The 20,375-nt window shown below is 37.1% G+C and carries 18 protein-coding genes and 1 riboswitch; of the genes, 6 read left to right on the forward strand and 12 right to left on the reverse strand.

The window, feature by feature from the left end; all coding sequences use genetic code 11:
* Positions 1–151: 151 nt before the first annotated feature.
* Together PSR9079_RS14905 and PSR9079_RS14910 are read right to left on the reverse strand one after the other, a co-directional pair.
* Positions 152–1,090, reverse strand: coding sequence for a hypothetical protein (locus tag PSR9079_RS14905; RefSeq protein WP_149982238.1), 939 nt, complete (start codon positions 1,088–1,090; stop codon positions 152–154).
* Positions 1,087–1,782: a hypothetical protein gene (locus PSR9079_RS14910; protein ID WP_149982239.1), complete on the reverse strand. Its 696-nt coding sequence runs from the start codon at positions 1,780–1,782 to the stop codon at positions 1,087–1,089. The genes PSR9079_RS14905 and PSR9079_RS14910 overlap by 4 nt, the downstream gene beginning before the upstream one ends.
* Positions 1,783–2,135: 353 nt before the next feature.
* On the opposite strand from PSR9079_RS14910, the gene PSR9079_RS14915 reads away from it, so the two are divergent.
* The 3 genes from PSR9079_RS14915 to PSR9079_RS14925 all read left to right on the forward strand — a co-directional run bounded on the left by PSR9079_RS14915 (position 2,136) and on the right by PSR9079_RS14925 (position 7,524).
* Positions 2,136–2,489, forward strand: coding sequence for a hypothetical protein (locus PSR9079_RS14915; protein ID WP_149982240.1), 354 nt, complete (start codon positions 2,136–2,138; stop codon positions 2,487–2,489).
* A gap of 113 nt (positions 2,490–2,602) precedes the next feature.
* On the forward strand, positions 2,603–5,629 hold the full coding sequence (locus tag PSR9079_RS14920; protein WP_149982241.1) for a sensor histidine kinase: 3,027 nt from the start codon (positions 2,603–2,605) through the stop codon (positions 5,627–5,629).
* Complete coding sequence (locus tag PSR9079_RS14925) at positions 5,626–7,524, forward strand: response regulator receiver domain (RefSeq protein WP_149982242.1); 1,899 nt, start codon at positions 5,626–5,628, stop codon at positions 7,522–7,524. Before PSR9079_RS14920 ends, PSR9079_RS14925 begins: the two co-directional genes overlap by 4 nt.
* 11 nt (positions 7,525–7,535) lie before the next feature.
* Here PSR9079_RS14925 and PSR9079_RS14930 read toward each other — a convergent pair whose 3' ends face one another.
* From PSR9079_RS14930 to PSR9079_RS14950, 5 genes are all read right to left on the reverse strand, one after another.
* The gene (locus PSR9079_RS14930; RefSeq protein WP_246175580.1) at positions 7,536–8,687 is read right to left on the reverse strand and encodes a DNA cytosine methyltransferase; all 1,152 of its coding nucleotides are present in this window, start codon (positions 8,685–8,687) and stop codon (positions 7,536–7,538) included.
* Positions 8,688–8,910: 223 nt separating this feature from the next.
* Complete coding sequence (locus PSR9079_RS14935; RefSeq protein WP_149982244.1) at positions 8,911–9,678, reverse strand: hypothetical protein; 768 nt, start codon at positions 9,676–9,678, stop codon at positions 8,911–8,913.
* A complete protein-coding gene (locus tag PSR9079_RS14940; RefSeq protein ID WP_149982245.1) occupies positions 9,671–10,180 on the reverse strand; it encodes a hypothetical protein in 510 nt (169 codons plus the stop codon). Before PSR9079_RS14940 ends, PSR9079_RS14935 begins: the two co-directional genes overlap by 8 nt.
* Positions 10,170–10,778 carry a GTPase domain-containing protein gene (locus tag PSR9079_RS14945; RefSeq protein ID WP_149982246.1) on the reverse strand — a complete coding sequence of 203 codons (609 nt, stop codon included), beginning with the start codon at positions 10,776–10,778 and terminating at the stop codon, positions 10,170–10,172. The genes PSR9079_RS14940 and PSR9079_RS14945 overlap by 11 nt, the downstream gene beginning before the upstream one ends.
* A 131-nt stretch (positions 10,779–10,909) precedes the next feature.
* Positions 10,910–11,092, reverse strand: a complete 183-nt coding sequence (locus tag PSR9079_RS14950; protein WP_149982247.1) for an AlpA family transcriptional regulator — start codon at positions 11,090–11,092, stop codon at positions 10,910–10,912.
* A gap of 374 nt (positions 11,093–11,466) precedes the next feature.
* Between PSR9079_RS14950 and PSR9079_RS14955 the strand changes: the two genes are divergently transcribed.
* Together PSR9079_RS14955 and PSR9079_RS14960 are read left to right on the forward strand one after the other, a co-directional pair.
* Complete coding sequence (locus PSR9079_RS14955; protein ID WP_145240254.1) at positions 11,467–12,003, forward strand: YaeQ family protein; 537 nt, start codon at positions 11,467–11,469, stop codon at positions 12,001–12,003.
* Between the two features lie 28 nt (positions 12,004–12,031).
* Positions 12,032–12,628 (forward strand): PGAP1-like alpha/beta domain-containing protein, encoded by a 597-nt coding sequence (locus tag PSR9079_RS14960; RefSeq protein ID WP_145240252.1) that lies wholly within the window; start codon positions 12,032–12,034, stop codon positions 12,626–12,628.
* Here the strand turns inward: PSR9079_RS14960 and PSR9079_RS14965 are convergent.
* On the reverse strand, positions 12,625–12,834 hold the full coding sequence (locus PSR9079_RS14965; RefSeq protein WP_149982248.1) for a hypothetical protein: 210 nt from the start codon (positions 12,832–12,834) through the stop codon (positions 12,625–12,627). The genes PSR9079_RS14960 and PSR9079_RS14965 overlap by 4 nt on opposite strands.
* 349 nt (positions 12,835–13,183) lie before the next feature.
* Between PSR9079_RS14965 and PSR9079_RS14970 the strand changes: the two genes are divergently transcribed.
* The gene (locus PSR9079_RS14970; protein WP_145240248.1) at positions 13,184–13,657 is read left to right on the forward strand and encodes a Dps family protein; all 474 of its coding nucleotides are present in this window, start codon (positions 13,184–13,186) and stop codon (positions 13,655–13,657) included.
* Here PSR9079_RS14970 and PSR9079_RS14975 read toward each other — a convergent pair whose 3' ends face one another.
* The 4 genes from PSR9079_RS14975 to PSR9079_RS14990 all read right to left on the reverse strand — a co-directional run bounded on the left by PSR9079_RS14975 (position 13,658) and on the right by PSR9079_RS14990 (position 20,367).
* Positions 13,658–14,056 (reverse strand): hypothetical protein, encoded by a 399-nt coding sequence (locus PSR9079_RS14975; protein ID WP_149982249.1) that lies wholly within the window; start codon positions 14,054–14,056, stop codon positions 13,658–13,660.
* Positions 14,057–14,104: 48 nt separating this feature from the next.
* On the reverse strand, positions 14,105–16,180 hold the full coding sequence (locus PSR9079_RS14980; RefSeq protein WP_149982250.1) for a S9 family peptidase: 2,076 nt from the start codon (positions 16,178–16,180) through the stop codon (positions 14,105–14,107).
* 102 nt (positions 16,181–16,282) lie between these two features.
* Positions 16,283–16,849 carry a chitin-binding protein gene (locus tag PSR9079_RS14985; protein WP_149982251.1) on the reverse strand — a complete coding sequence of 189 codons (567 nt, stop codon included), beginning with the start codon at positions 16,847–16,849 and terminating at the stop codon, positions 16,283–16,285.
* Between the two features lie 119 nt (positions 16,850–16,968).
* Positions 16,969–17,061, reverse strand: a riboswitch (cyclic di-GMP riboswitch).
* A gap of 135 nt (positions 17,062–17,196) precedes the next feature.
* Positions 17,197–20,367, reverse strand: coding sequence for an efflux RND transporter permease subunit (locus tag PSR9079_RS14990; RefSeq protein WP_149982252.1), 3,171 nt, complete (start codon positions 20,365–20,367; stop codon positions 17,197–17,199).
* Positions 20,368–20,375 lie beyond the last annotated feature (8 nt).

Raw genomic sequence — 20,375 nt, forward strand, 5'->3', positions numbered from 1 at the left:
TTATGACCTTTAATTTCAGGCCGTAGCCTATGGGTACTAATGTGGGTACTAAAAGTAAAAATATGTTTTTATACTTTTGTAATAAAGCTAAGTTTACTACACTAGCTCAACAAAGTGTAAACTCTACCATTTATCATTTAAGTAAATGAAACTAAGCAGCTATCAACAGTAATTCTTTATTATCCTCAAAGATAACACTTTCTAAATCTGGGCGTGCCAATGATAGTTGCAGCAAATTAGATTGATATTCAAGTACAGGACTTGCTTCAACTCTTAAAGACATGAAGCTTTTCAAATCTCTAAACTCACTGCTTTTAATATAGCCCAACATATTCTGCTCTAATGTTAAATTATAAACATCTTGATTTAATGCATGCCAATCAGTTTTAAGTAACTTCAAATCCTCAACAGCCTCATACCTAAAGCCAGATTTATTTTGCACGTTAGATAAGCATAACCCTAAATTCACAACTCGATCTCTAAGTGCAAATATATACCCCATATCCTCTGGAAATTGGCCATTAAAAGCAGCTTTAATTGTTTTTCTTAAAATATCTCTGCTATATATGTACTGTTGTCTTATAGGCAATATTAAAGGTATTAAATGTTCAACATCACCTCTTTTCATAAATTGCTCAGCAGTTGACATTGTAGCCGTGAACTTCGATAAATCCTCAATCATTATTCTCTCATTTGAGTCACTTATGGCACTAAGTACTTTATCAATTTTAACTGAGTTATCTTTTAAAATATCAGTGATAGTATTCAACTTTTTATTCATAATCACAAATCCTGCGACTGAAACGGCTAAGTTAACCCCTGACAAAATTAAGTTTGCACACTGGAGACTTTTCAATGTTTCCAAGCTTTTATTGATTTTCCCAAATCCTTCGCCCATCATCTCACTCAGATTTTCAAGTGATTGGCTTGGGTCATTAGGAAATTTTAGGTGTCTCACTATCTGACCAGCACCTTCGTATCCTCTTGCAATTCTAATTACACCTCCCTCTAAGGTCATTTTACCAGATGTAAGTCCTTCTATAATTTCTGGGCTTTGATCGATAGTTCTGGCCAAATATTCATAACTCATATGCTACTCCTTAATTCATAGCTATATCTTTGGAAATCAAACGCTATTTGTATTTGCCTCATCAAAGCTATACGCAAAAGTAAAGGGTATGTACCCTCCCTCAAAGTTGGCTCAGGCTTTTTGCTAAATATATTTAAAAGGTTGATTCTATAGACCCCAGTAAATACAGTTGAATAGGTATTTTTATATATTTCTTCAATATTTTTATTTTCAATTAGCCATTGGATAGTAGAAAGAGGATTCATGGTTTCAATTGATGGAAGTTTATATTCAAATGACTTAAACCCAACTATTGGCTCTCCAAAGATCGAAGTTTTTTCAAGCTTTTCCCGCTTAAAAACTGGATGTTCCTCAAGCTTCTCCCCAAAAAATTTAACTAATAGTTTAGTTTCTAAATCAAAAATACACTCTTCTTTTGATGCTTCAACACCAAGTCTTTGCAAGGCGTTTAAAATTATATATGTATAACCAAAACTACCTCCTTCACAGACACCTAGAATAGCCTTAGATAATTCTTCGGCAGGTATAGATGAAGTATACCCGCTTAAACTATTAGTGATAATGGATTCAAGCTTTTTGTCTAATCCCAAATTTACAAGTAACGGCAATAAATACCTAAGTTCTATATGAGAAGAGCTTGAAAAAAGTTCGGAGAGGCTCTTATTCTTATTTATTAATAAATCATGACCCACAAAAATACATCCTTATATCAAGACAAGTAACTAAGATAATTATGGCAGGCTGAATAAAAAAGCACTAGCCAAAAAAGATAATAATGAAAAGTTACAAACATAAGTTTGAGCTTAGATTTAACTTTTATTCATCCTTCCTTACCGAATGGATAAAAGTTGTCACAACAATCATTGAACTTTCCATTGTTTGCTAGGCAGCAAGTAGTAACTAAAAAAGCGCATTTAAAACCTATGAAAAAATAAAACTATCGAGGAAGGTAATTAAAGAGCATTTAAATGCCTTATAACAATAAGTACGGCATAGAGCCAGTGAGTGTAGCACTGGCTAAATTAGTTTTTTAAGAAGGAAACATATGTCACTTTATCAACAAGAGTTTGGTCAAGGTTTTAAGCTAGACTTCAACTTAAAAGATCACCCTTACTTAATAGATAAAAGCTGGCACAATGATCAATGCCCTAGCTTCTATGATAATCCCCCCATTTTTAATGGAGGCGAGCTGTATTATGTACTATGGGTTGATTATGCTGACATTGACCAAAGAGAGGAAGATACGCCTAAATACGTAATTATTGAGGCAAATAATGAAGGAACTAACGAAGAGCCAGAGGTTTATGCTGGTAATGGTGAAATAGTTTTTGAATGTGGGGATTACACTGAGCTGAAACTATTTTTAAAGGTTATGCAAAACAATAAACCACCTCATTAACAAATAGGGCTATACAGGATATACCTAAAGCCTAAATGCTTTAAAAGTATGCTAGCCTAAAACTGTAAAAATTTATAGAATGATTTTATTAACCATGGATGTAAGCATTTGATATGATTTCACAATCAAATAGAAAGTCAGTCTCCTTCAAAGCTCAGGCTAGGACAATTGATCACCTAGGAAAAGGCCAAATAGCCGATGCGCCTACAGCTGTCAGTGAATTATGGAAAAATTCCTACGATGCTTATGCCAGAGATGTAGCCCTTCACTTGTATGACGCTGATATTAAGTGTGGCGCTATTATTGATAACGGCTGTGGCATGACATATGAGCAACTAAGCGACAGCTGGCTAACAATTGGTACAGCATCAAAAACAACTAAAAAGCTGCTTCCAGAAAATGATCGCTTTGGTTTACCTGACCGCTCTACACAGGGTGAAAAAGGGATTGGCCGACTTTCTACAGCTTTCTTGGCTCCCGTAACTCTTATAGTTACTAAAAAAATAGATTCTCGCTTTTCCGCTGCGCTTATTGACTGGCGTCTTTTTGAAAATACCTATCTCAGCCTACATGATATTAAAGTGCCAATGAGTGAGTTTGATTCATTAGAGCAGTTGCCTGCACTTTGTACTGAATTACAAAGAGATATGTTATCCAATTTAGCCCTTGAACCTTCAGAAAGTAATCCTGAGGATTTAATATTAAGGCGAGCTTGGGAACGTTTCACTGATGATGAGAAAGAAGCTTACGCAGTACATCAAAGTAATTCAAATAAAACTATATTCACTTCAACCGAAGACAAAATAAAATACCTCAGTGAAACCCACATTTTTGATGAGCACTACCTAGAACAATGGTTCAAAATTCTAGATAAAGCTGAAAACTTAGATGGAGACAAGCACGGCACAGCTCTTTTTCTATTAGACTTAAACCGTGATTTAGAGCTCCTGACAGATAGAGGACAACTAGGACGGGATTCAAATGAGTTTACAGCAATTGAAAAAGACTTAGTTGATACACTAAGGGCCTTTGTAGATCCCTTTAAAAGAAAAAAACATGATAATAAAGTTGAATTTCATTATGAAATTCAATCTTTTGAAAGACGATTTTGGATAGATGATAAACGAAAGGAAATACTGAATTACAAAGATGTTTTTGATGCTGACGATTTTTCAATACTTGAACACAAAATAGAAGGAATTATTGATGAAAAAGGATGGTTTCGAGGGGATATAACTGCATTTGGTGAAGTATATAAGAATATAGCTATTATGTGTAGGACTCCGGGGATGGGAGCTTATACCGAAACAGGTACATTTAAAATAAAGATCGGAACTTTTGAGCAAGAAAGTGCTAAATCAACTCATGACCTAGACTCACATGATCACCTAATAGCGCTAACTAAAAAATACTCTGGATTTATGATTTTCAGAGATAATTTAAGGGTTCTCCCATATGGAAAATCCAATAACGATTTTTTTCAAATAGAAGAAAGACGAGGTAAAAATGCAGGTCGCTATTATTGGGCTTCTCGAAGACTATTTGGGCATATATCGCTAAAACAACAAGATAATTATAAACTTAAAGACAAAGCTGGTCGAGAAGGTTTTATCATTAACCAAGCAGCTCGAGAACTAAAATCATTGGTAATACAATTATTGACAGAGCTTGCTGATAGGTTCTTTGGTACAAAATCTGACAATCGACAGATAATGCTTGAGGCGCTATCAAAAGCAAGACAAAAGCAGAAAAAAGCGCAAAAAGCATCAGCTAGAATTAACGTGAAAACGTTTACTTCCTCCCTAAAACAAAATGAAGGCATATTAAGCACCCAAGTCGAAGAGACAAAAAACTTACATGCTGAATTGAGTAACGATATTACTATCTCACTTAACCAGCTCGATGTCTTAGTAGAAAAAATTGATCGAATTGAATCACTAAGAACAGATCTCAAGGTGCCAAATAAGCCCGCAAAAATAACTGAACCATTAGAAGAACAATATCGATCTTACCGTGATATGTTTGCCGAGCTAACAGAATTATTACGAACATGTAGAGAAAAGCTAAATAAAATTGAAGCACAAGGTCAGTACTTTTCACCGATACAGAGTGCTGAAAAAAAATACAAAAATAGTGATTCATCGTTAAATAAGCAGCTAACTCGTTATACTACTAATATCGAGAATACTTTTGTTCGGCTTAAAAATGTCTGGTTGAACGAATCCAGAGAAGATAAAAAAGCTTATGAAAAAGAAGCTCTTCCTATTTTAGATGCAGTTACTGAATCTAGCGATGTAGCATCTACGCTCAATAGTTTAGATGCTATTTACATAACTCTCGCTGACGAATTTTCTTATAAATACGATGCCTTTTTACAAGCCTTAGATAAGCTTGAAAGTGGTATAGACCTTGATTCTGCTTTTGTAATAGCAGAGGAAGAGCGCGTAAATGCAGAGAAAGAAATAAATCAAATTCGAAGCCTTGCACAACTCGGAATCAGTTTTGAAGTACTTGCTCACGAGTTAAATGCTCAAGATCAAGCTGTTACCCGCGCTCTGAAATCAATGAGTAGTGACGCACAAAGTCAAATAGGCTTTAAAAATGCCATGGCTGCACACAAACAGTTTACTGACTATCTTCGCTTTCTATCTCCTTTGAAATTATCAGGTTACCAAGCACGTGATGATATTACTGGTGTCGAGATTATAAAAAACATTTATACTTTTTTCAGAGATCGGTTTGAACGGCAAAATGTTGAGCTAGTAATCAGCCCATCCTTTGAAAATATGGTTGTAGTAGATGTGAAATCTCGAATAATCCCAGTATTCATAAATATTTTAAACAATGCATTGTATTGGGTTGGGCTTGCAGAAAATAGAACAATAAAAGTCGATATTGTCGGTGACTTAGTTGTAATCGCAAATAGCGGACCAGCAGTAGACGAGGAAGACATCGATAGACTGTTTGAGCTTTTCTACAGCCGGCGCTCAAACGGTAACGGGGTAGGCCTTTACTTATCTAAACAAAATCTCTCCGTCGCGCACCATAAAATTTGGTACGCAGAAAAGGAAGAAGAAAAGCTCATCAAAGATGGCGCTAACTTTGTAATTCAATTTCGTGGTATGGAAATCAAAAAATGACTGCAATGTATAAAGAAAGAATAGTAAAAGCGTTTCGTGATGATGCCATTAGATCAGTGTTATTAATTGATGATGAGTATATTCCTTATAAAGAACTAGTTACTAACAAGAAAACTATTTCTGAGAAATTAAATGATTTGAGAGATGGTGACTTATCTGATTTGGCTGATTTAAAAAGTAAAATTGATGAGTTAAATAAAATAAATACAGAGGTTCAACGAAGCGATGTTGCTAAAGAGTTTGTTAACTTTTTTCATAACAACAAGCTAATTTGCGACGTTGAAAGTGATACAACGAACTTAGACTATGAGAAAATCAGAAAAAGCGATCTAATTGTTCTGGATTATTATCTAAAACCTCAGTTCGAAAATAACAGAGCTGAGGCCTCTCTAAATTTAGTTTCTCAACTAAGTTCTAGTAAACATATGAATATGGTGGTTATTTATACAAATGAACAACTATCTTCTGTTTGGCTTGAGGTTGCAACTACTCTTAGAGGTTCCCAAAAAGAACTAGATATAGAAGACATAACTAACAATCCATATTTAATAAAGCGATGGAATGAAAATTCACCTGACTGGATTGAGCTGTGGGATAATTTTGTTACAGAAGAAATGAAATCAGCATTCATTTTAGACAATGCTAATTTAAGAGATTTTTGTGAAGATTTTTCTGCGATTTGCGATGAGTCTGATATAGAAAAGCCTACGCAAGATCATCTAAAGATACTACTAGAGAAATCAATCGTGCATTTAAACTTCAATGATACAAAATATACACAGCGTTGCATTCATGGCCAAAGAGGCCTCTGGATACAAGCAGGTGACGTTTTCATTGTTTTATGTTCGAAAACTGACAAAGAATCTCCTACAGAAGTTTGGGATAGCATTAAAACAGCTTTATGTAATTGGAAACCAAGCTTATATCGAGTTGTTACATCGGATCTGCAAAACCGTATTGAAGATGCAAACTTGTCTATGGAAAAAGCAATCTCTTATTTAGAGAAAGATCAAATGGCTTTTCTTTGGGGTATATTACAGTCAGAAGATAAACATAAAGAACGAGTTGCTCGAGAGCTTTTAGGCAACATAGTAAATGAAGCGTTAGACTCGATCTTATATAACTCTAATTTTGCTGCTGACGTCGTCGCATCAGCTCGAGCAATAACGGATCCTGTTATAGATTATGTAGAGCGATCTAAACAAGTCCCTGAACTGCATAAAGAATTTCAAAAAAGTATACTTAATGAGTCAGCTAAAAATGTAAGTAATAGAAAACTTGAACTCAAAGACCTATATTTAATAGCTCATGCTTATAATGAGAAACTTTCTACGACTAAACATTTTCACAAATACATCACTACTGGAAGTGTCCTAATAGACTCAGAAAAAAATTGGTACATATGTGTTACTCCTAGCTGTAATACCATTCCAGGACAAGAGACTGACTTAGGGATCTCAGCCCTTAAACCACACCGAGCATTAACTCTAGTAAAATTAATTAGAGTTACAAACATAACTGAAGCTCTACATAATGCGCATCATTCTTCATATATATTTATTACTTCCCCAGATCGAGAAGAGCTAGCCTTTTCTGTCTTAAATAAAGAATCAAAGCTGCCGGAACTCGTTAAAGTGGTCGTGAAAAATCATGATGATGAGGCTTGGTGCAATGATGGAGCTAATTTTAAAGAAATAATAACTTTTGAAACAAAAGTTGATGAAGCTGGCTTACCAGAAGTAATACAGAGAGATGAAAAAGTTTATCCTGTTTCATTATTAAAACCAGCGTATGCTGCTAGATATCAAAGTATTCAAAGTCATTATGAAGGTCGAATTGGAGTCGACTTTCTGACACTAGATTTATCAGAGGGCAATCTCCTCAACAAAGAATAAGAGAACTAAAACTATTCAAAGCGTCTATCTAAGATGCTTTGAATTTGTAAAATTAAGGCTTCAGCTAGTTTTACTGGAACTGCATTACCGATTTGCTTTGCCATAGACATTATCTTGCCTGAGAAAATATAATCATCAGGAAAGGTTTGTAAACGAGCAGCATGACGAAGAGAGATCCCATGATTTAACCATGGGTGAACAAACCGGCCTTTTGAAGGGTTATTACATCCTGTAGTCATGGTATTTGATGGTATATGAGGATAAACCCTCCCATATACATCTTTATGCCCAGAGTAATTTTTATGGCAATCTAACTCTCGCCCTGACTCATCCCTATCACCTAGTAACGGAGTATTCTTAAACAGATTTCTCATAACCTCAGAATGACACATATTCAAGTTACAAGGGTCCGCTTCATTTAGCACCTTACCCCACTGAAGTTCATCTACAATTTTGTTTGAATCATTGCTTGAGAGGTTAAATTTAGTTTCAAGCCTGCTTTTAAATCCATCTAAAATATCAGAAGGCGGTTTTTCGAATACCATTGAAGATGTCAACCATTTAGAATCCCCAGATTTAAAATGCGTTGGCTTTGGTGGCCACTCAATATCACCTTGGGCAATATCATTGCGGACTGCAAATATAAAAGCTCTTCGTCGGTTTTGTGGAACTCCATAGTCCCTTGCATTTAATATCATAGGCGCACCAGTTACTATTTGGTAGCCATGCTCAGCAGCTAGATCTATAAACTTATTTAGATAGTCTTTATGCCGTTCCCATAAAAGCCCTGGGACATTCTCAACTAAAAACGCTTTTGGTTTTAAATGACGAACAAAATCGAAATAACGAATGAGTAAGGCATTCCTAGGATCGTCTTTGCCGGAGCCTTTTATTCGATGGGAAGAAAAACCCTGACAAGGAGGCCCGCCTAACAGAATATCTAGCTCCCCCTCCTTTATTCCTTGATACCGCATCATAGAGTCTATATCTAAATTTTTTGTAATGTCTTGAGCAAAAACTTGTGTAGGCGCACCGAGACGCTCTACCAAATTATTTTGATAGGTTTCAGCTGCATTTAGATCAAATTCTATTGCTGCAAGGACATCAACCCCTACATTATGGGCTGCGAGTGAGAAACCACCAGCCCCAGAAAACAAATCCACTGCGGTCAAATTCCGTACCATCTTATACTCTTAATAACAAAAACGATGGCAATTATACTGAAGTTACCCTTACATGAGTAGTTATATCCAAGCAACTATTACTTAAATATTTAGTGCTTCAAACAATATCCATTTACGAATCGAACGTGAAATAATTACCTCTAGTCTTCTTCCTGTAATGAAAGAACAGCATTATCAATGCTGCTTATAATTAATTATGCGATTAAAATTTAACATGGAAAGTTAATAAATATTGTTCAGCTCTTTCTACTGAACTTTTATACTCACCAGATATCGAAAATTGTGCAGGAACACTTAGCTTAGCTAATAAATTCAGTGCACTTTTAGCCTCAGCTGACAAACTGATACTAACCCTTTGCTCAAGAATTTTATTTTCTTCCCCACTCACCAATTCGATGAGGCTTTTCATAGCAATATCTCCGAATAGCTGCTTCTGATGCAAAAACTCTTTAGCTTTTTCAATATTAGGTTTCCCACCACTCATTGATGTTGATATTCTAAGCTTCCTAGTTAATCCACTGCTACTATCTTGATTTACTCTTGTTTCTCCTTCGATAACTTCCATTTTACCTTTTAAGATAAAAACAGACTTTTTACCATTGCTTTCGATTTCAACTTGTTCAGTTTCAACAAAGGTTGCACCTAATAATTTGCACAACTCAGAAAAGTGGTGCATTTTTTCAATTGCAAAGCTCTCAGTGGCTTTATGAAGCTCAACATAATGGTCTTTACTAAAAGGGCTCTGTATTAAAATTGAATTAGGTCTAACAATATCTGAATCAATAATATTACGAAGAGCTTTAGAAGGAAGATCTGACTCTAAACAAGCCGGATATTCAATTACAGCTGTTTCATCGCTATAGAGCAGAGCTTTATGAGCATTGTCATTTCTCAAAGCCCTAATGTCATTATTTCTCATCACAAAAACAATGCGACGTTTGAAGTATTCTTGAGATAAGAGACTACTCATTTAAAATATAATCCTTGCACTTTAAATAAAAACTTTTAATAACAGCGAAAGCTTTTTTTATTATTCTCACTATAAAACTCCAACAATGTAGGATTATATTAAGTAAATATTTTTTTTTTAATGTTTCAGCTAAGACATCTTCAATTTCATTTAGATTATCTTCATTTACAGTACGACCAATACTTAATGTAAAATCAATTACCTGCTCATGAATTAAGTATAAAAATTTTTCGTTTTTTAGCTCGAAATAAAAAACGATAGATGCAGTTCGACCAGACTTATCTTGCTCATTACACTCAACCTCGATTACGTAATGATCACCTAATTGATAAATATTTCGCTGATTAAGAACTTTACCATTAGAACTTACCTTTTCAATTCTCTTCATTACTTCACCTTGCTTCGTAGGTTCAGTACTAGCCACTAAAACTCCGTTAGACATTACAATATCTTTAGATGAATTATCTAACGCTTGGGCAAAGGCCGATATCTCATAACTCATTATGGAGCTCCTGAATTATGTCACTAATTAAAGAGCAGGCATTTTCGTGATTGTTTAATGCCCCAATACAAACATTTACATCATTACTTAATGGGTGTAAGAAAGACCCCATATTTTTAACATATTCATCGTAAAATGTTCCTACATCGGAATCACTCAATTTACAATACTCACTATTTAAGTCCATATGTGTGACTACAATAAGTAGCTTAGGCTTGTTTTCTAGTTTATTTTGCCACTCACTAACCTCTTTTAGATCATAAACTATTCCATCACTATTTGGCTCACTAGCATTAATTAAGTAAATCACATAATCAGATTCATTATGTAATTTTTCCCATTGCCTAATTGCTAGCTCCCCCCCAGGTAAATCCTTTGTGTCCTTAAGGTCTAACTGTAAATCACCAAGCCTAAACCTATTTTCAGCTACTGGCTTCGCTAGGGTAGTTTGCCTACTTTCTATTAAAAGCTCATTGTTATGTAGAAAATGAAGTAACGTACTTTTACCGGTCCCTCTAGCCCCAAGGACTGCAAGTTTTTTTCCTTTTAGGGCAATCATAATCGTATCAATAAATTTATCTAACACCTCAAGAACCATATGTCATTTCCTTTTGATAAACGTAATTAAGTATATATCCAGTTAACCAACAAAAAAAATAGAAGATATAAATTAAACAAGATACACTATATTTGTCGCGAATAACTTACTTTTCAAGCCTAAGAATATATCTAAATATCCCTTTCCCCAAGCCTCTCCATTATCCAATCATCAACTTCTGACTCAAGCCAGGCTACAGATTTTGCACCTAGAGAAACTTGCTTTGGAAATGTACCTTTAATCATAAACTCATAAATTGTTGAGCGGCCAAGAGACGTTTTTTGAATAACTTCTTTTAATTTGATTAAACGCATGGAATTTCTCCAGTTGGTTATTAGTACATAACTTTACAGAGTATGTAATTTTTAACTGGCTCAGGTCACACATACCCAAACCACCTTAAGATCTGAGTTTCAGTTGGAATTAAAAGTGATTTAGGCAAGGCATTGATTGCAAGTAATAGTGGTTCTATTGTTAAAATCAATAACGCAGTATCAATCTCTTTTAAACCAATCCTTAGGACGTTTCACAGCAACTTGATCTCTGCGTTATGACCACTTAATAGTAACTACACTTTTGCAAAGTTACGCCTTGGTATTAAGCGCCTGTGAAACGCTGGGCTCTGTATCTTGAGGTGGTTTGGGTATTAATGCGCTATACTGACGCAAATTTTTTTAAATAAACTGTTATGGCTCTTAAATCGACGATTATTAAAGCGCAGTTATCGCTAAGCGATATGGACCGCAACGTATACCAAGACTTTAATTTAACCTTGGCACAACACCCTTCAGAAACCGAGCAACGCTTGATGATCCGCTTACTTGCCTATGCACTTAATGCCTGTGATGGTTTAGAATTTACTAAAGGTTTATCGGCTGATGATGAACCAGAGCTGTGGCATAAAAGCTATAGCGATGAGATCGAGCTGTGGGTTGAGCTTGGTTTACCTGATGAAAAGCGTGTTAAAAAAGCCTGTAATAAAGCTAAAAAAGTGGTGCTATACACTTATGGTGAAAACAACCAAGCAATTTGGTGGCAAAAGCATCAACCTAAATTGTATGAGTTTAAAAATTTAAGTATTTTTAGTTTAGATTTTGCTACAACTCAAGCGCTGGCAGCGCTGGTTGATCGCAATATATCGCTGACTATTACCATTCAAGATGGTGATGTATGGGTGAGCTCTGATTCAGTTAACATTGAAATAAAACCAGTACAATTAATGTAATTGTAGGTTCAATAGATTAAGAGGGTGTATGACTGTTAAACGCGTTGTGGTATTACACGGATTGTATATGTCTGGCTTTGTAATGCGCCCTTTATGCTCGCAGCTCGAAAAGTCTGGGTTGGATATTCTCAACCTCTCTTACAATACATTGTCTCCCGATCGCGCCGCTATTTTTAAACAGATTGATAATTTTATTAATGATAAAAATACGGCCCTTGTTTGTCATTCAATGGGCGGACTGGTGGCGCGCGCATACCTTGCTGCAAATTCAGAGCAAAGCCAAAACGTAACAAAAGTTATTACTTTAGGCACACCGCATAAAGGCAGCCATATAGCCCGCAGAATGCAGCAAAAAGGCTTTGATGTATTTTTAAAAAACAGTGTGGAATTTTTACTGACCGAAAATGGTGATTGGCCATTTAATGCCAAGCTTTATAGTATTGCTGGCGATTTACCCATCGGCCTCATGCCGCTAATTGCCAAAGGTAGTCAATCAGATGGCACGGTATTAATTGATGAAACCAAACTCAAAGGCATGGCAGAACATAAAGTGTTTCATTTAAGTCACACCAGTATGATCTACTCACGCCAAGTGATGAATTATATTGTTGAGTTGCTGGTTTAATCTTCTGCACTAGCAGCCACTTTATAGGCAACAAATGCGATGATTGCTAAGATCAGTGGTGTTGGCGCTGCGATATAACCAAAGGTATCAAAGTTAGCAAAGCTTGCTCCTGCTAAATGGCCGACTAAGCCAACTACAAATGCAATCAACGCTATACCAATAACAACTAATTCCATTTTACTTTCTTTTTGTGTTTTAGCCTGCATGTTATCTCTCCATCAAATTTATCTGTGTTGATTATGCGCCGACTAAAAACGTTAATTTTGACCTAAATCAAATAACCACTCGCCATGTAATAGCTTGCTATAAAAGCTTGTTTTAGATCATCTTATTGTGCTTTTATTAAGCGATTTGCGGTTATTTTGATTTTTAGGGTGGTTTTTTAAAGATTGGAGCCCATCTCTATTGTACGAACAAATTAATTACTACAGCAGGTTGGCTAATAGGTAAAATCTATTAAGGTTATCGGTTTTAACCATTTTACAGATTACTAAAAATGGCTGATACTTGCTTCAGTGTTTAGAAAACATCTTATCAGTTTATTAAGGAGAAGTTATGTCACAGGTAAACGCAATTGGTCTTAACAGCGCGAAAAGTGAAGATATCGTCAAGTCACTCAATACCCTGCTAAGTAGTTATCAAATTCAATATATGAATGCCCGCGGTTTTCATTGGAATATTAAAGGTCGCAACTTTTTTGAACTACACATCAAGTTTGAAGAAATTTATAACCTATTACTTTTAAAAGTAGATGAAGTCGCTGAGCGTATTTTAACGCTTGATGGCGCACCACTGCATGCATTTTCTGATTACTTAGAGATCAGCAAAATTAAAGAAGCAAAAAATATCAGTGATGGTGTCGCAGCAGTCGAAAACTTACTCGCTGGTTACAGCACGCTAATTAAAATGCAGCGCGATATTTTAGAGCAAGCAAGTGATGCACAAGATGAAGGTACGGCTTCATTGATGAGTGATTATATAACTGAGCAAGAGAAGCTAGTGTGGATGCTTAAAGCATATTTAAATTAATCATAACCAGGTTTTAATATATAGATGTTCCGGGTGCTTAGCTAAGTAACCTGGAATATCATCGTAAAATTGTATATCCATATCGCTACCACGCCAGATATGTTCCAGCAAACTTTTGGCTACAGCACTTGCTTGAATATAAACAACACGTTTATAACCGCGCGCTTTAACACCATGAAAGTATTCAGTTGCAACCGCCAAGCTATCTGCGGTCGCTAATTCAAACTCAGCTAAGTTAATCACCGCATATTCAATGGATTGAGGCGGCAACTTTGCTAAATCAGCAAATACATCCTTGGTAAAAGCCTGTATACCTTCTCGATTAAAACATCCAATCACTTTGATATATATTGTTGGTGATTCAATTGAGTATTCCCAGCGCCCATGTACATTAAACATATAAGTACCTCCAAACATAGTGAAACTCAATTGAATAGAAAATCACACTTAATCAGCCAAACTGATAAAGAAAGCCATCTCTAATGCTTTTTCTTCCAAGCTTTTAAAACGCCCTGATGCTCCGCCGTGACCGGCATCCATATCGGTTTTAAACACCAAAATATTATCGTCAGTTTTATATTCACGCATTTTAGCCACCCACTTCATCGGCTCCCAATATTGCACTTGTGAATCATGCAAACCGGTAGTCACTAAAATATGTGGGTATGCCTGTGCGGTAATATTGTCATACGGTGAATACTGAGCAATCACATCATAATAGGCAGGGTCATTTGGATTACCCCATTCATCGTATTCATTGGTAGTTAGAGGTATTGACTCATCCAGCATGGTGGTTAGCACATCTAAAAATGGCACATGGCAGCCAATTCCTAAATAAAGCGCTGGCGCTTGGTTAACAACCGCTCCCATTAGTAAGCCACCGGCACTACCGCCTGAAGCAAACACTTTATCTTGCGCACCATAACCTTGCTCAACCAATGCTTTGGTTACATCAATAAAGTCGTTAAAGCTATTTTGCTTATGTTGTTTTTTGCCTTGCTCGTACCAATCACGGCCCAACATCTCACTACCACGAACATGTGCTATGGCATACACAAAACCACGATCGAGTAAGCTTAATGAGGTACTCGAAAAGCTCGGATCAATGGTTATGCCATACGCCCCATAACCATATTGAAACAGTGGATTAGTGCCATTTTTAGCAAAACTATCTTTACGATAAACCAGCGACACGGGCACTTTAATACCATCACGCGCTGTTACCATTAATCTTTCAGAGGCATAGTTTTGCGGATCAAAACTGCCTAATACTTGCTGTTGTTTTAATAAAGTTTTATCACCATTATTTAAGTCTACTTCAAATAATGAACCTGGCGTGGTGAGGCTTGAGTAATAAATACGAGCTACGTGCGTATCATGCTCAGGATTCATTGCAATGGCAGCATAATAACAAGGATCATCAAATTCTAAGGTCATACGCTGCTGTTGCTTATTAATGACCACAAAGCGTGTTTGTCCTTGCTCGCGCTCAGTAAGCACCAAGAAATCGTCAAACAGCTCTACGCCTTCTAATAAAACGCTATCACGATGAGGGGTATGCTCAAGCCACTGTGTTTTATCTGCAATGGTACTTGTATTAGCCGTCATTAAACGAAAGTTTTTAGCTTGCCAATTGGTCACGATATAAAACGTATCGCCGAGTTTATCAACATCAAACTCATGCCCTTCTTCGCGTGGCAGTAACTGAGTAAACACTCCTTGCGGCTGATCAGCATCTAGCACCCAAGTATCGTTCGTTTCTGTAGTGGCTAAATCAATAATGATCAGCCCCTCATCACGGCTTTTACCAAGCCCCATAAAAAAGCTTCGATCTTGCTCTTCATATACCAATACATCGTGCGCTTGCTTAGTACCTAATACATGGCGATAAACTTGATAACCTAATAACGTTTTAAGGTCTTTCTTTACGTAAAAAACCGTTTTATTGTCGTTTGCCCAAACGATTTGCCCTTCGGTGTTTTCTAATACATCTTCAAGTAAATCATCGTTATCAATAACTTTAAACTTTACGGTATAGATACGACGGCCATCGGTATCTTCAGAGTAAGCCAACAATTGTTCATTAGGACTAATTGCCACCTCGCCTAATTCATAAAATTCAAAACCTTCTGCAAGTATATTTACATCTAACAGTAGCTGCTTATCTGCGGCATCCATCTGACGACTACGGTAATGGCGAGAATATTCATCATCGCCACGTACTTCAGAGTGATACCAATACTGGCCATCTTTAACGGGAAAAGTATTATCGTCTTTAACAATACGCCCTTTTAGTTCTTCGAACAGTTGCTTCTGAAAAGACTGAATAGGCGCTAGTTGCTGTTCACAATAGTCATTTTCAGCGGCTAAATGTGCCAGCATCGCTGGCTCTGTTCGTTCGTCATCACGCATCCAATAATAATCATCAATGCGTATTTTTTGGTGTGTTGTTAACGTGTGCGGCTGTTTACGTGCAACAGGAGCATTAGGAAGTGAAGACAACGATAAGTTTGATAGAGCCACAGAAAAACCAATAAAAAATTTCGATAGCTGGAGTTTAACATAATTTTCAAAAGTGCATAAAAAAGCCCACTCAATGAGTGGGCCGAAAAATGCTAAATAGCATTAAGGGGAAACTTGCTGCCAGGCTAAATCCCAACTTTGTCCCACACCGGGCTCATAAAGAGGATTATTTTCTTCTTTCACATTGCAAAACTGGCTGAAAGGCCAAGGTTTGCATTTATAAATTAAGCCTGTTTTTGGCTGTAACACTTTTACACCCGCATTATAAACACTGCATTTTTCAGGGTAGATATAGTCATATGCAGGCTTAACGGCTTGGTAATCATCACATTTAGCAATACATTGAAAAGTTAATTCCGCACGAGTAATCCCGCAGCCTTCAAGTGCATAAATCTGGTTTGAACGATAAGCTACCACTAAACCTTGCTCAGTCATTCTTCCTGCTTCAACTAGTGGTATATGGGTATTAATATATTCCGCGACAAAACGCGGCCAATTATGTGGCTCACCTTGTTCTTCAGTGATAATTTCATATTTAAATGATAAATCGACTAGCTCTCCTTGCGTGTCATAAAAAGTCACTGTCACCATATCACCAACAAATAATTGGGTATGATGATTTAGACAACCTATTGGCATCCAATTTCCACAGGCCAATGACGTATGCATAAACAAAGCAACACCTTAAGAACATCTAATAGGTACTATCCAGTATTTATTGGATAAAAGAAATACTTTTTAACTATATTGTAGGGCTGATGACACACAGTGAGGCTAAAATTACCCTGTGCAACGGCCCCGCTATCTTAGTTTTAGCACACTAAAACCTTAGACCGGAAACTTTGCGTCCTAACCTTTCGATTAGTTTGCCAAAACAGCGTGAGTATAATGTGACATAGCTCAAAGATCAAACTAAAGAATGTAACCGCCAATAAAAACCAATACTAAGGTATATAAAAATAAAAAAGCCAATACATTACGTATTGGCTTTTAAAGTCCGTAGTAACAAATTGAAACTAACGATCTAACTGCGGCCCTTGTTTACTTTTAAATAAGAGCATAATTTCATTAAATAAAGCTTTAAACACCTTACCTACATCACTCATTATGATGTACAAACACGGCACTAATATTAACGTGATTAAGGTTGCAAACATTACTGCAAATCCAAGCGCTACAGCCATAGGTATTACAAATTTAGCCTGTAAGCTGGTTTCAAACATAATCGGCAATACGCCCGCAAAGGTCGTGATTGATGTCAGCAATATTGGTCTAAAGCGGGCACAACCGGCCTCTATCACCGCATCTTTGATAGCGATACCTTCACGGCGAGCTTGGTTAACAAAGTCGGTCATAACCAGCGAATCATTAATAACTACACCCGCTGCGGCAATGATACCAAAGCCAGACATTAAGGTTAGATCTAAGCCAAACCAATAATGCCCCCATACAGCCCCCGTCAAACTAAACGGGATCACCGACATTACAATCAAAGGTTGCGCATAGCTTTTCAAAGGTACAGCCAACAAGATATATACTAAAATCATGCCACCAAAAAAGAACATTTTTTGCTGATTAGCTTGTGATTGCTGCTCTTCAATAGCACCGCCAAGCTCTGATTTAACGCTTGGGAACTCTTCTTTTAGTTGAGGTAATAGCTTGTCTTTTACTTGTGTAATTACTTCATTTGGCTCGATCACTTCTTCATCGATATTGCCATAAACATACACAGTACGATAACCACCTTCACGGCGAATATAGCTAATGCCCGGTTTTTCAGTCAGCTCGACCACATCACCAAGTAACACTTCTTTACCTTGCGGTGTGGTGATAACTGCATGCTTGAGCGATGAAAACGCTTCACGGGTTAGTTTTGGATAACGTACCATCACCCGCACTTCTTCACCACGGCGAATAACACGCTGTGCTTCACCACCGTAAAAACTTGCGCCAACTTGATTTGCTATTGAGGCTAAGTCTAAACCGAGGTCATAAGCCACAGGTTTTAAACTCATTTGCACTTCTTTGCTGGCAGGGTCAATAGTCGAGCTAATATCAAACAAACCGTCTTGTTGTTGCAATAATTGAATAAAACGACGCCCGGCATCATTTAAAGTGTCGATATCTGAGCCATATAACAAGTAACCAAACTCACCATCACCACCACCTTGAGCATTCACATCGTCATAAATAATAAGCGACTTAACACCAGCAATGGTTGGCATCGCTTCACGCCAACGACGAGAAAGTTCAAACGCGTTATAAGGACGTAAATCCTCTTCAACTAATGGTGCGAGTATTTGCGCTTCAGTACGACCTTGGTTAAACACGAGTACATCTCTAATTAGTTTTTGACCATATTCCCGCTCAGTCTCTTTATCAACGGCAATCACCATAGCTTCGATTTCACGAATTGCTTCAATGGTTTGTATATCAGAGACATTATCATTCATCTCTAAGTTGATCTGCGGATAGTCATGCGGGATCTTCGGCATAAAACCAGTACGCACATTGTTTGATGCAATCAAGGCAAAAGTGACGATCAGTAATGAAATAAACGAGAACAGTACCGCCCAACGCCACTCTACACAACGCACTATAAAACGTCGATATGGTCCATTTACAAAACCAAAAAAGCGTTTATTAAAACGTGCTCGCCAGCTATCTGGTTTAATTGGCGGGAAGTTAGTATGGGCAATATGTGCAGGTAGAATAAGCTTTGATTCTATTAAGCTGAATATTAAACACAACATAACCACGACTGCGATCCCAAAAAAGAATGCACTTTCAGGGCCTGTCGATAACGTAAATGGCGCAAATACCGCAACTGTGGTTAACACCCCAAAGGTTGCAGGAGTTGCGACTTTTTTAGCGCCATTAACGACATTAACAACTCCACCGCCTTTTTTCTCTATTTCGGTGTAGGCGCTTTCTCCTATGACAATGGCGTCATCCACCACAATCCCTAGCACCATAATAAAGGCAAATAATGACAAGATATTAATGGTTACACCAAACAGCGGCATCATCATCATGGCGCCTAAAAAGCATACCGGCAAGCCAATCATTACCCATAGCGCAAGCTTAAAGCGTAAGAACAAAGAAAGCATAATAGCGACTAAAATTGCACCTTGGATCAGGTTATTTACCATCATATCTAAGCGAGCATTTAAGTAATAGGTCATATCCATTAATGGCTCTAAGCGGACACCCGGCGGTAAGTCTTTATTTTTTTGATCAATAAACGCTTTAACTGAATCCGCAACAGGAATAATACTTTGCTCTTCCGTCGCTTTTACTGATAAATAAACGGCATTTTCACCATTGAACTTAAAGTAACGTTCGCCTTCGGTGAATTGGTCCTTAATAATTGCAATATCTTGCAGTAAAACTTTAGCGCCGTTATCACCAATTTTTACTGGTATTTGGCGAAACTCCTCACCTGAATACAGTTGGTTTTCAACTCGTACAGAAATAACCCCAGCATCGGTTTTTAATTGTCCTGCTGAAAAGTTGGCGGAATAACGACGAACAGCATCAGCGACTTCGCTTAAGGTTAAGTTGTAACGACGTAGTGTGTCTGGTTCAATCTCAATGGCAATTTCATCCAGTGGTACATCATTGACCACCAGTGATACATTTGATAGCTGTAATAGCTCATCTTCAATGCGGTTAGCTATCGGTTTGAGCTCATTCAGTGGTAGGTCGGCAACTAATGTCATGCCTATTACATCTTGGCGAAACTCTATTTGACTTATGGTGACCGGCTCCATGCCTGCGGGGAAAGTCGCGATACCATCAACTCGCAACTTAATTTTATCCAATACATCGGTGAGCTCTGCATCAGTATTGATTTCTAACTGGGCGCTGCCGCCGTTACGAAATGCGCGATATACACCTTTTTTAATTTCGGTAATATCTTTTAAAGATTCTTCAATCTTAACTAGGATACTTTCTTCCATCTCTTGCGGTGACGCGCCAGGGTAATTCGCATTAATTGTAATGTAATTAATTTCAATGTTCGGGAACATTTGTCGTTGGATAGTTAAAAAACTAATGATCCCCATTACTATAATGAAAACCATCATTAAATTAGCCGCTACAGAGTTATTAGCAAAGTAGGCAATAATACCGGTCTGCTTTTCAACCGTTGAGTCTGGTGTATTTGGTAGTTCAGTGTTACTCATAACGCAGT

The organism is Pseudoalteromonas rhizosphaerae (assembly GCF_902498845.1).
Taxonomy (GTDB): domain Bacteria; phylum Pseudomonadota; class Gammaproteobacteria; order Enterobacterales; family Alteromonadaceae; genus Pseudoalteromonas; species Pseudoalteromonas rhizosphaerae.